This is a genomic window from Methylophilaceae bacterium, assembly GCA_018398995.1.
Lineage (GTDB): Bacteria > Pseudomonadota > Gammaproteobacteria > Burkholderiales > Methylophilaceae.
The window spans coordinates 1,137,421-1,149,400 of the sequence record CP073759.1; the positions used below are offsets into that span (position 1 = coordinate 1,137,421).

12 protein-coding genes are annotated in these 11,980 nt (G+C 40.0%); 7 read left to right on the forward strand and 5 right to left on the reverse strand.

Features of this window, described 5'->3' with window-relative positions:
• Positions 1–402 precede the first annotated feature (402 nt).
• The gene (locus KFB94_05865; protein QVL44840.1) at positions 403–684 is read right to left on the reverse strand and encodes a DUF427 domain-containing protein; all 282 of its coding nucleotides are present in this window, start codon (positions 682–684) and stop codon (positions 403–405) included.
• A 312-nt stretch (positions 685–996) separates the two neighbouring features.
• A complete protein-coding gene (locus tag KFB94_05870; GenBank protein ID QVL44841.1) occupies positions 997–1,335 on the reverse strand; it encodes a hypothetical protein in 339 nt (112 codons plus the stop codon).
• 330 nt (positions 1,336–1,665) lie between these two features.
• Between KFB94_05870 and pqqA the strand changes: the two genes are divergently transcribed.
• The 5 genes from pqqA (at position 1,666) to KFB94_05895 (ending at position 4,223) form a co-directional block, all read left to right on the forward strand.
• Positions 1,666–1,737, forward strand: a complete 72-nt coding sequence (gene pqqA, locus KFB94_05875; GenBank protein ID QVL46585.1) for a pyrroloquinoline quinone precursor peptide PqqA — start codon at positions 1,666–1,668, stop codon at positions 1,735–1,737.
• A 359-nt stretch (positions 1,738–2,096) separates the two neighbouring features.
• Positions 2,097–2,330, forward strand: a complete 234-nt coding sequence (locus KFB94_05880; GenBank protein QVL44842.1) for a DUF2132 domain-containing protein — start codon at positions 2,097–2,099, stop codon at positions 2,328–2,330.
• Positions 2,331–2,490: 160 nt separating this feature from the next.
• Positions 2,491–3,036, forward strand: a complete 546-nt coding sequence (locus KFB94_05885; protein QVL44843.1) for a cytochrome b — start codon at positions 2,491–2,493, stop codon at positions 3,034–3,036.
• A 120-nt stretch (positions 3,037–3,156) separates the two neighbouring features.
• The gene (locus tag KFB94_05890) at positions 3,157–3,441 is read left to right on the forward strand and encodes a TIGR03643 family protein (GenBank protein QVL44844.1); all 285 of its coding nucleotides are present in this window, start codon (positions 3,157–3,159) and stop codon (positions 3,439–3,441) included.
• A gap of 164 nt (positions 3,442–3,605) precedes the next feature.
• Complete coding sequence (locus tag KFB94_05895; GenBank protein ID QVL44845.1) at positions 3,606–4,223, forward strand: heme-binding protein; 618 nt, start codon at positions 3,606–3,608, stop codon at positions 4,221–4,223.
• Positions 4,224–4,408: 185 nt separating this feature from the next.
• Here the strand turns inward: KFB94_05895 and KFB94_05900 are convergent, their stop codons facing one another.
• From KFB94_05900 to KFB94_05910, 3 genes are all read right to left on the reverse strand, one after another.
• Positions 4,409–4,675, reverse strand: coding sequence for a hypothetical protein (locus KFB94_05900; GenBank protein ID QVL44846.1), 267 nt, complete (start codon positions 4,673–4,675; stop codon positions 4,409–4,411).
• A gap of 280 nt (positions 4,676–4,955) precedes the next feature.
• A complete protein-coding gene (locus KFB94_05905) occupies positions 4,956–5,990 on the reverse strand; it encodes an AraC family transcriptional regulator ligand-binding domain-containing protein (GenBank protein ID QVL44847.1) in 1,035 nt (344 codons plus the stop codon).
• Between the two features lie 3 nt (positions 5,991–5,993).
• Positions 5,994–6,908, reverse strand: a complete 915-nt coding sequence (locus tag KFB94_05910) for a GGDEF domain-containing protein (GenBank protein QVL44848.1) — start codon at positions 6,906–6,908, stop codon at positions 5,994–5,996.
• 419 nt (positions 6,909–7,327) lie between these two features.
• Here KFB94_05910 and KFB94_05915 point away from each other — a divergent pair, with 419 nt between their 5' ends.
• On the forward strand, positions 7,328–9,871 hold the full coding sequence (locus tag KFB94_05915) for a TonB-dependent receptor (GenBank protein ID QVL44849.1): 2,544 nt from the start codon (positions 7,328–7,330) through the stop codon (positions 9,869–9,871).
• 103 nt (positions 9,872–9,974) lie between these two features.
• A complete protein-coding gene (locus tag KFB94_05920; protein ID QVL44850.1) occupies positions 9,975–11,966 on the forward strand; it encodes a phytase in 1,992 nt (663 codons plus the stop codon).
• The last annotated feature ends 14 nt before the right edge of the window (positions 11,967–11,980 follow it).

Here is an 11,980-nt window from a genome sequence, read left to right on the forward strand (position 1 = left end):
AAACGGTATTACAAACAATCTAAAGCCAATAAGTTGGTAAGTTTGTGGTGACAACCTAATACGCCATACGCGGGCTTGACTAAAAATTAGAAAGCGTTATATTGCGAGAACAACTCACCTCTAGGGAAGTTTATTAAGTTAAATGATCCTCTGAGGCGAAAAAACCACCGCAAGGTGGTTTTTTCATTTATAAAACAAAATAATGTGGGTTAGCTCAGACCATGATTTCCGCAATCAATCAATGGATTTGCCTGAACAGTCAATCAATAGATTCAGCTCGCACATAACGGATAAGCCAACTGTAATCCGCCACGCGAAACTAGCAAAAAATCACAAATCGACTTTTCTTGACCATTACAAAATGGATTGCGTTGTCGCTTTACTACTCGCAAAGACTGAGAATTATTGGGTAATTTCCACGCCCTTCCAAAAAGCTAAGCAGTCTTTGATGTTGGTGGCTTGTTCTTTTGGGGTGTTGTAAACCCATGCTGCGTTTTCATTTACCTTACCATCAACCGCGATGGAGTAATAGTTTGCCACGCCTTTCCAGCCGCAGGTGGTGGTGTGGTCGGTTTTGGTTAAATAGCTATGGTGAATGGATTCCGGTGGAAAGTAGTGATTGCCTTCTACCACAATTGTATTGTTTGATTCTGCGATGACTTGGTTGTTCCAAATTGCTTTCATGTGGGCCTCTGGTGTTAATCGTTAGGTAAAGCGTTAAAACGCTTACTATTGACAAGCTAAGTTGACTAAACGTTCGCTGTCACTCCCGCGAAGGTGGGAATCCATATTAACAATCTTGACATTCAAAATAGATGAACATTGTCATGGGAATGACGGGCTAGCTATCGTAGCGGTTTTTGTCGCATGGTTGTTCTTTGGTTGGAATAGGTAAGACAGATTGAGTTTGCAGTGACTTGTTGTTTGAATGATTGAGATGAAGGCATAAAAAAACGGGCATTTGCCCGTTTTTTGTTAACCGCTATGAATCAAATATTAATCAAACTGATAGTTCATATTTGGACGTTTGCTTGTAAATTGACGATTTAATCTTTTGCTTGTGTTAGCTTCTTGTTCATCCACATAAGTTGCGCCAACCCAATTTTCATCTGCATTGTAAGCATCTTTATTGTTTACGGCTGGGTTATGCGCAGCCCTTCTGCTGATAAATTTAAGTCTTGTTGCATTGTGGACAACCTCATCTGCTGAAGTGGCTGCTAGGTGTATTTTTTCTGCCATTTGATTAGTTGCTGCCTGCTCGCCGTTTGATTGGTTTGCATATGCATTGATTGATACAGTTAATAAAAGTGCGCTTAGTAGTGATAATGTTTTCATTTTATTTCTCCTAAAGTGTTTGTTTAAACTGTAAAGCCCTTCTAACTGAATTGCTTTACCATGAAACGTATTCTGCGCTTGTAGGGTCAATAGAAAATCTACTGATATCCCTATAATGGTATATACCAAACGGCATATTTGGATGGTAATAAGATGCTTAAGCTTGTGATTGCTGATGCCTGTTGTGTTCTTTTAATCAGTGGTTGATCATGAATTTACTGAGTCTGTGTTCATGAACTTAAATAGGGTATTTTTTTCTGTGAGGCCGATAATGTTGTTAACGAGATAGACATTTTGTTTACTCGAAACCAAATGACTCAGGAGAATATTATGTGGACAACACCAGCAGCTACAGAAATGCGTTTTGGCTTTGAAGTAACAATGTACGTAATGAACAAATAATGCGTTATCAATCAGCGAAGATAGATGCATTTTGGCCTTTTCATGGGCTAGCTTGTACTTGCCCAATCTGTCATCGCTAATGTAATACGTGTTATCGATTAAAGCCTAGCTTCTTGCTAGGCTTTTTTGTTTTTAAAATCAGTTTTTTAAAACCTCAATCGCTATTATCAATACTCGCCATCTGCAACAACACTTATTGAGTAGGTGCTTCGATTGCTACTCGGGTAGACATGTTGCATTTGTTGATAGCGATAGCAAAATGTGAACAGTCATGTGTTGCGACTATTGCCAAGGCATTGCAATCGATTAGAATGGTGATTGACAAATTTTCTTACCATATTGATTGATAATAAACCATTATGACCAGCGTGCCACCATTACAACCTAATAACCCATTGCATGGCATAACGCTTAAAGCAATCTTGACTGATTTAGTGGCGCATTATGGCTGGGCACATTTAGCGAAACTGATTCCCATCAATTGTTTTAGCTACGATCCTAGTATGCAATCCAGTTTAACTTTTTTGCGCAAAACACCTTGGGCTAGAGATAAGGTTGAAGCGCTTTATCTACACATGCAGCGTGAAGCCTAAATTGAGACATTGGCGCTTATAATTTTAGTCAGCTAAGGTTTAATGGCTCTCATGTTGCTGCTTTTATTTTGTTGCGATAGAAAAAAGCACAAACGAAAACAGTTAAAATAATGCATCAATCAATCTTAGAATAATTAACAGTCAATCAGGAGTCATACAGATGAGTGAAGCTTCAAACCGTTACGGATCAATGTCTATTTTGATGCATTGGCTGATGTTTTTATTGATGGTTGCTGTTTATGCTTGTATTGAATTAAGGGTGTTGTATCCTAAGGGCAGTGACCCACGCGAAGCATTAAAAATGTGGCATTTTATGTTGGGTCTTTCTGTGTTTATTTTGATATGGTTGCGTTTATTTTTTATTGTACGAGGAAACAAACCACGCATTGTGCCAACGCCATCAACATGGAAAAGAGTGCTAGGCAAGGCGGTTCAAGGTACGCTTTATTTGTTGATGATTGGTTTACCTATTTTAGGCTGGTTAACCTTGAGTGCGTCTGGCAAAACAATTCCTTTTTTTGGCTTAGAGTTGCCTGCGCTGATTAATGAGAATAAAGAGTTGGGAAAATCATTAAAAGGCATCCACGGCACTATCGGCAAATCTGGCTATTATTTGATTACTTTACATGCCTTAGCTGGCTTATTCCATCATTACGTCATGCGCGATAATACTTTGATGGCGATGCTACCAACATACAAAAAATAAAGCACATTTTCTGTAACTTAGGGGGTTGAGTGCATGCCATTGATTACGTTTGCAAGCGGATTGATGAACTTAGTTTAGATTTAGCTGACTAATTTTTTTATGATGAATTAAGCAATGACCATGAAACAAAATCAACAAGCGAAAATAGATATAGCCTTGATTGAGCAAGATAAATCTAGAATTATTGAGATGGCTTGGGAAGACAAAACAACATTTGATGCCATCAAAAAAATATATGGATTGGATGAAAGCGCTTTGATGAAACTCATGAAAGCGTCATTAACGTTTGGCAGTTATAAATTATGGCGTAAAAGAGTGAAAACACAATCTTGTAAACATCTTCGTTTAAGAACAGTTGAAATCACGCGCGCTTTTAGTCCAACTCAATATAAACTACGGAATTAATTGGTCAAATCGATCTAACTTGAGTGATAGGCGCTTGAATTAAACTAGCTATTTACATCATGCGCATGGTGTGAAAATCGTGTTTTATGCAGGCCGGTCATTATTAGATAATCAACATGCATTTTAATATGCGATAGTAAGCTGACGAATATTGGGAGCATGAAGTGAAATTAGGTTTATTATGTGGGTTGTTGATTTTATTGTTTGTTAACCTTGCAATGGCAGCAGAAGAGCCAAAATATACAGTGCTGGAAAAGTCAGGTGACTTTGAGTTAAGGCAATATGCGGCGATGGTTGTGGCTGAAACGCTTGTTGATGGCTCTTTGCGCGATGCCTCTCGCGATGGATTCAAGCGGATTGCTGATTATATTTTTGGAAACAATACCGCCCGTTCTGGCGCTAATGAGAAAATCAGTATGACCACGCCAGTGACGATGGTGCCAACTTCTGAAAGAATCAGCATGACGGCGCCTGTGACAATGCAACAAACAGCGGGTCGTTGGCGTATGTATTTTGTGATGCCAAGCCAATACACATTAAATACATTACCCACACCCAATCATTCAGCAGTTATCTTGCGCGAAGTGCCTGAGAACCGTATGGCAGTGATGCGTTTTTCTGGCTTGGCTGGCGAAGAGAAAGTTGCCGAAAAAACAGCAATGTTATTAGCATGGTTAAAAACCAAACAAATAAAACCAATTGCAACGCCAGCACTGGCACGCTATAACCCGCCTTGGACTTTACCATTTTTACGTCGTAACGAGATCATGATTGCTTATTGAGCTTTGATGACTTTTGCTGAAGACTTTCAATAACACCAGAATTAGCAAGCCTTACGAGCGAGAATTTTGCTAAATTAAAGATTAAGCAACCCAATGATTGGGTTGCTTTCAGTCTATATTAATCAATGAATCCAAATTAAATCAAACGCGCAGCCATGAATATGGCTTAACGATTTGGATTGTTGTTAAAGGCATTCAACAAGAAAGTGATGTTTTGATGGCATATAGAATCCATCAACATTCTCGGCATACACTTCTTTATGGTAATCAAGAATCCTAGACTCATTTTTGCACAGTTCGTTTGCTTTAGATTTGCATTTTTCATAGCTACTATTAAATTCACTACAAGTAAAATTTTTGGTCTGCCTTCCGTTACTTTCTATGGTAGTTGATTGCACACTGGCAGATGAAATTAACATTAATAAAGCTATGAAATGTAGTAATTTATTCATGATTTATTCTCCTTCAACTCATAATTTAACAAATTGTCATCTGTATGTCATATTAATATGTATGTTTTTTTGTTATGTGAATATAGTGCATTATTTTTTCGGAAAGTTGCATGAACTTTTTATGACAACCCATTGAATTTGATGAAGTAAAACATATTGCTGGCATGATTATTCATCACGATACAAGCAATATTACAATCCTCTTAAATAATAATTGACAACAATTTATGCCACAACTTGCCAATGTCGAACTGCTGTAATGATGGATAGACTGCGCTGATTAAAAACAATTCGCTTGGCGCAATTGGCTAGGCGGCAACCCAGTCCAGCGTTTAAATGCACGCCTAAAATTATTAATATCATTAAAACGTAAATAATCAGCCACTTGTTGATGCTGGTAACCTTTAATTTGATACAAATAGAGTGCTACATGTTTACGCGCAAAATCTAACTGTTCTTGAAAATGTGTATTGTGTTTGAGTAATTTACGCTTCAACGTGGCTGCGCTCATGCCAAACGCTGCCGCTACCGATTCTAACTGCAGATTTTGTTGAATATTGTCGCGTAAATAATTGTATAAAGAATCTAAAAAGCTCTCATGCCAGCCTATTTCGTCTATCTGCGTTTTACTACCTAGGGTGGCTAACTGTAGACTGATAGGTGCACTTTGCAGCCATGTTTTGTTTGCATTCGCAAGTGGAATACTCATCATATTAAGCTGCTGGTCAAAGGCAACATCTTCGTTTAAATGTACCCAATATTGCTCAATATAGCGTGGTTCAGCGTGGGTAAAATTAAATCGCCATGGCAGTCTTTCAGCCGACATTTTTGCCGCCATGCGTGTGATTGCAGTCATGTAAGCTTCAACTAAAAACGGTTGTTGTGTGCTTGCACCACAGTTATCTAACCAATAAATAAAAAAATGGCTATTATTTTCGAAATAACGTGGGGTCAATAGCGGACAAAGTAGGGCATGATAGGCACAAAGGTGCATTAATGCATCGCGTAAATTAAGGGAGTGGTTTAATACTTGGCTGGCGGGCCCGTAAAAGCCTGGTAATAGGCGCTGACCAAATAAAAAGCTAGTGTCATCTGCTTTTAACAATTGCTGCCCATTGTTCAATAAAGTTAAAAATTGAGCAGGGCTAATGAGTTTACGCCCAGTGAGCATATCATCTAAAAAGAGCTGCGTGCCACGTAATAACGCATGGCTGTTCACATTGCGAGACATTGCCAAGTCAAGCATGATTGCTGGCTGATGATGTGCCGCGATAAAGGCCGTATCGCGTTCATAGCTGTTGCATTTTATACCCATAAATTATGTAGTCGCGTTCATCAATCCATTTTTAATAAAACCAAGTTTGCTGTTGAGTGTTTTAAGGAGTGTATTGGCCTCTTCTTGCATACCAACAGTGGTTGCAGTGCTGGCTGATAAATGGATACGTTTGCCAAGGTGCGTGCTTTTATAGGCCAGATGCGTAATCGCATTTTTTAATTCAAGCGCAATGATTTCTGCTTGGTATTCATTGGTATTTGGTAGTAAAGCAACAAAACGATCACCTGCTAGTCGGCAAAGTAAATCTTGCTCACGTAGATTAAGCAATAATAATTGGGTGATTGACTGCAAAACGGCATCACCTTCTTGATGCCCATATAACTGGTTTATTTGACTAAAGTGATCAATATCAATGGCGACTAGAGAAAGTGGTTGCGCTTCTGTGCGTGCTTCTTTAAGTGCTAGTTTTAATTGCTCGCGTAAATAACCAGCGCTACCAAGTGGAATTAAAGCATCAAATAAACGGTGTTCGCGAAACACACGTTCACGTTTGACCATTTGTGCGCTGATGGCAAGTTCTTCTTTATGCCAATGAAAGATACCGAAAGTGAGTAAAACCAATCCGATTGGAATAGGTAAACTTTCTAACCAATTGTCCCAAAAAATAGTATCTGGAATCTTGATAAACTCATCTAAAAAGTCCATCCACCATGAAAATACAAAGCAGGATAAACCCAATGCAAGCAATGAAGTCACACAACCCGCCGGGCGGCTACGCATTAACAGAACAAGCCAGAATAACGCCAGCAAGGTGGTGCCACCTTCTGCAAATACATCTAGCCACTTAATCATCTCCCAAGATTTGATATCGCCTGTCATGAGATATAAATACAAGCCACTCGTTGAAAATAAAGCTAAGCAACTTAAAACGCTTGCTGATGACGGAAATTTTTTCATGATTGATATTGTTTAACTGTAGGCGTTGGCGCATCAAATAGGATTGAATGTAGCGTTGCATTATTGCAGTGTGATGACATTGTGATAAATAAAGCGCAGTCAATTTAGCCCATGCCAATTAGATAATTTTACTGAAATAAGCAATTAGTTAACTGAATTACATGAGTGTGCAGTAAAGAAAATCTGCTATATCAACTGATTTATCGAGCCAAGACATTCTTTTTATTTGCTGTCAAAAAAGCTCAAATAGTTTTTAAAATACGCTAAAATACCCATAAAAGAGCACAATTAAAAATACCTGTCACAAAAGCGTCACAGTGCATCCCTAGTATTCGTCATCAAATCTGTCTTGAGTAAGGCCTAAAGTTAATGGGTAGGCAGAAGCATTTTTTTATGACAAAGCGATATAGGGGATGGTAATGCAAGTGAAAAAAGGTAAGACAGCCAAAACAAAACCGGCACTCAAACTAAGTGTATTAATGCTGGCAATGGCAAGTATACCGCTTGGTTTTGCTGCGGATGCTGATGATCTGAATAAAACAGGCGCATCAACATCCAAACCAACAAAATTGGGTGATATTGGCGAAACAGAGTTTTTGGAAGTCATTGGTCAAGCAGCACAAATAGATAAAGCGTTAAAAGATCAACGCGCATCTGACTCTATAGAAAGTGTGGTACGTGCCGATGCCATTGGTCAATTACCAGATGATAATGCTGCTGAGGCCTTGCAGCGCGTACCGGGCGTTTCGATTGAGCGCGACCAAGGCGAAGGCCGATTTGTAACGATTCGTGGCTTAGGGCCAGATTTAAACAGTGTCAATATTAATGGTGTGAATCTTCCATCTTCAGAACCTGGTGGTCGTGCGGTGGCGCTTGATGTGTTGCCGTCTGAGCTCATCCAATCACTCTCTGTGGTCAAAACACTGACACCAGATATGGATGCGAACTCTTTAGGCGCTACCGTCAATGTAAACAGCTTATCTGGCTTTGACCATGATGGTTTCTTTTACACCATTTCTGGCGAAGCTGGATTCAACCCGCTTGTGAGTAAAACCAGCCCTAAAGTGTCTGGTGCAATCAGTAATATTTTTAGTGTTGGTGATGGTACAGATAATTTGGCAGTAGCCCTTGCATTGAGTTTTCAACAACGAAAATTTGGTTCAGATAACGTAGAAACTGGCGGAGAGTGGGACGGCCCTGAACTCAATGAGCTCCAAGCACGAGATTACCAAATTCAACGTGACCGTTTAGGTGTTGGTTTGAATATTGACTATAAGCCAGATGCCTTATCAAACTACTATTTGCGTACCATTTATAGCAAGTTTAAAGATGACGAACAACGCCACCTTGCAGAACTAAAATTTGATGATGCGCAGTTACCAAGCGAATTAGGTGCTGCAGATGGTTCAAGAGAGTTGAAAGACCGTATTGATACGCAAGAAATTAAATCGATTACATTTGGTGGCGAAAAAAATATTGGTTTATGGACAATAGACGGACAAGCATCATACAGCGAATCAAGTGAAAAAAGTCCATTTGGTATCGCTGGTGCTGTATTCGAAGGGGCTTTTGCTAATACTGGTTTTAGTAATACTAGAAAGCCGCGTCTTATTGCCGGTGCGGATTACTTTAACCCAAACTCGTTTGAACTAGATGAGGTAGAAGCGGAAACCACAGATTTTGTCTCAAAACAAAGAGACATCAAAATGGATTTTGCACGTCTATATGACTTTAAAGGCTACGACTCACAAGTTAAGTTTGGTGCTAAGGCCATTCGTCGTGATGTTAGGAATGATACGCAAACCTATATATATGATGATTTTGGCACATTACCAACCAATCTAAGCCAATACAGCGGCGGTAATTTAAATTACAAGCCTGGTCCTTTTGGGCAATCCATTAATGGCAGCGCTATCCGAAATCTGATTGGTCAATTAGACCGTAATGCTGCACTTGATGAAGAAGAATCACGCATTAATGATTATCAAATGACGGAAGATATTAACGCCGCCTATGTGATGAATACAATTGACATCAACAAGTTACGGTTAATTGCAGGTTTACGCTATGAAGGAACGAAATTTACAGCAAAAGGCACTAGTGTTGTAGATGGTAGTTTTGCTGCAGTTTCCAAAAGTAATGATTATCACAATGTATTGCCAGGTTTACACGCCAAATACCAATTGGCAGAAAATACTTTATTCAGAGCCGCTTATACAAACACTGTTGTTCGACCCACTTTTGATCAGCTAGCACCAGGGGTTGTGATTAATGGTGATGAAGCCGCTTTTGGTAATCCAGATTTAAATCCTTTAGAAGCAAGAAACTTAGATATCGGTATCGAGCACTATATGGGACGTGCTGGGGTTCTTTCAGCGTTTGCTTTTTATAAAGACATCAAAAACTTTGTATATGAGACTGATGTGCGTGGTACAGGTGCTTGGACAGCTTTTGATGAAGCGCTGACTTTTGAAAACGGTGATGATGCAAAAGTATATGGTTTAGAGTTGGCCTACTCACAAAAATTAGACTGGTTATCTTATCCATGGAATAAGGTTATTTTGGGCGCCAACGCAACTTTTAGTGATTCGACCGCCAAAATTTCTTCATTAGGCCAAACACGTAATATCGTGTTACCAAGTCAATCAAAACAAGTGGGTAATATGTCGATTGGTTGGCAAGATCAAAAATTCAGTGTGCGTCTAGCAGGTAACTATAAATCTAAATTTTTGGCAGAAGTAGGCGCAATTGATACCAAGCAAAACGACTTATATGCAGATGCACAATTGTATGTGGATTTAAGTGCCAGTTACTTTATTACACCTAAAATGCAATTGACATTTGATGCACAAAACATCACCGACGAAAAGTTCTACGTGTATCAAAATCGTCAGAGTTTCAATTCGCAATTTGAAGAATACGGCCCAACTTACCGTGTGAGCTTAACCTTTACTGATTTTTAATCAGCTACTGAATGAGCGCGTAATCCCAGGTGCGTGGTGCAACCGATATAGGTTGCGCCACGTTGCCTTTTTTAATACTTGGCATGAATAATCAGAGAGAAATATGCAAATTTCAATACTTAAACATCATTTTGTCGTTGGCATCACTAGCCTTAGCTTTGTTTTGTTGACAGCTTGCCAACAGACAAGCCCAGCTAAAGGTGGGGAGTCGATTAGTTTTAAGCCGCTACCAATCAAACACAAGGTAGAAGCCGCACAGCTTATTGACAGCAGTATGTTTGCACCCAATGTCACTTTAACAAATGCAGATGTCATGATCGCAAGCAAAAAACATGGTTTGTTAGTTATTGACGAAAAGGGCGAGACCTTGAGTCAGTTAAAGGGATACTTTACCTCCGTAGACCATCGCCTAATCCCTCAGGGTATGTTGGTGGCGAGTGTTGAAGGTAATTTACAACAAGCGGTAGTATCAATTGTTAGTCAAGATAGCGGCACTTGGTCTGCACCACTCACTTTGCCTAAGCCTAACTTCAAAATAGAGGATGCCTGTTTGTACCAAGATGGTGGCAATAATGCCTTTGTATTTTTGGTGGGCGAAGAAGGTTTGGGTGAGCAATGGCTAGTAGCTGCTGATCACGCATTATTGCCACAAGCTTTGCGTGTTAGAGGGCTGAGTTTGCCACCGGCAAGTAGTTTTTGCCAAGTAGATGACCGATCAAATACGCTGTATGTGAACGAAGAAAACGTAGGGCTATGGGCGTATGCTGCGCGTGCCGAAGCGGAACTCATGCGCCAACCAGTAGCGATGCTGACGCCCTTTGGCGATATTGAAAAGAACGTTTCAGGAATGGCCATTGCAAATCATCAAGTTTTATTGATAGATGCTGATAGTGCACACTTACATCGCTATCAAAATAATGGGGATAGTGCTCATGCTGTTTACAAAGCAGTATTGCCAGTTGCATTGGCTGGGCTGGATTCTCCAGAAAATATCAGTGTTCGTGCTAATGGCACTACGTTAGCGCTATTGGTGCATGATAAAAGTGGCTTGCATAAAGCAACTTTAGCGATTGCAGCAGATGATTTGTTGAACGAGAAAGGGCATGAAGTAAGCCAAATCTTGGAAGTTAAACCACTGATTCAAACAGACGCTATACCAAGTATGGGCGATGCGGCAGATGATCCAGCTATTTGGATGCATCCAAATGATGCCACCAAAAGCTTGGTCTTGGCCACAGATAAGCAGGGTGGTTTAGCAGTTTATGACTTACAAGGAAAAACGCAGCAATACTTACCTGTTGGTCGCTTAAATAATGTAGATGTACGAACAGGTTTTAACCTCAATGGCAAATTGATTGATATTGCAGCAGCCAGCAATCGTGATAACAACAGTTTGCATCTCTTTAGCATAGACCGCCAAAGTGGACATGTCAGCGTTTTGGGTGAACACGCCACAACCATTCAGGAAATGTATGGCATTTGCATGTTTAAAGATAAGCAGGATAACTTTTACGCAATCATGAACGATAAAGATGGCACGTTTGAACAATATCAATTAATGGCTGTTAATGGTCAGATTGCCACAAAAAAAGCACGTAGTTTTAAAGTGGAAACACAACCTGAGGGTTGTGTGGCACATGACCAAAGCGAGCAATTATTTATTGGTGAGGAGGATGTGGCTGTGTGGACATTGAGTGCTCGTGCGGATGTGCCAACGACCATGACGAACGTAATCTCGACCAATGAGATTGTGCATGCAGATATAGAGGGCATTGCCTACTATCAGGGAGCTAAGCAAGACTATTTGGTTATCTCAAGTCAAGGCAATGATAGCTATGTTGTACTGGATGCTACACCGCCCTATCAAGTGCGTGGCAATTTTAGAATTGGCATTAACGCTTTGCTAGCAATTGATGGCGCGTCTGAGACGGATGGTCTTGAAGTGACCTCAGCAGATCTTAGTGGTCATAACACTGGGTTATGGCGACTTGGTATGTTGGTGGTGCAAGATGGACGTAAACGTATGCCAGAAGAGAAACAAAATTTTAAATATGTGCCTTGGACAGCCATTGCCGAAGCATTAAACCTTGAATAGGGTGACTGTCATCA

What these genes read in the sequence shown, in the direction of transcription:
- KFB94_05865 (QVL44840.1), bottom strand. Translation starts at nt 684, where the DNA reads ATGAAAGCAATTTGGAACAACCAAGTCATCGCAGAATCAAACAATACA.
- KFB94_05870 (QVL44841.1), bottom strand. Translation starts at nt 1,335, where the DNA reads ATGAAAACATTATCACTACTAAGCGCACTTTTATTAACTGTATCAATC.
- KFB94_05880 (QVL44842.1), top strand. Translation starts at nt 2,097, where the DNA reads ATGACCAGCGTGCCACCATTACAACCTAATAACCCATTGCATGGCATA.
- KFB94_05885 (QVL44843.1), top strand. Translation starts at nt 2,491, where the DNA reads ATGAGTGAAGCTTCAAACCGTTACGGATCAATGTCTATTTTGATGCAT.
- KFB94_05890 (QVL44844.1), top strand. Translation starts at nt 3,157, where the DNA reads ATGAAACAAAATCAACAAGCGAAAATAGATATAGCCTTGATTGAGCAA.
- KFB94_05900 (QVL44846.1), bottom strand. Translation starts at nt 4,675, where the DNA reads ATGAATAAATTACTACATTTCATAGCTTTATTAATGTTAATTTCATCT.
- KFB94_05905 (QVL44847.1), bottom strand. Translation starts at nt 5,990, where the DNA reads ATGGGTATAAAATGCAACAGCTATGAACGCGATACGGCCTTTATCGCG.
- KFB94_05910 (QVL44848.1), bottom strand. Translation starts at nt 6,908, where the DNA reads ATGAAAAAATTTCCGTCATCAGCAAGCGTTTTAAGTTGCTTAGCTTTA.
- KFB94_05915 (QVL44849.1), top strand. Translation starts at nt 7,328, where the DNA reads ATGCAAGTGAAAAAAGGTAAGACAGCCAAAACAAAACCGGCACTCAAA.
- KFB94_05920 (QVL44850.1), top strand. Translation starts at nt 9,975, where the DNA reads ATGCAAATTTCAATACTTAAACATCATTTTGTCGTTGGCATCACTAGC.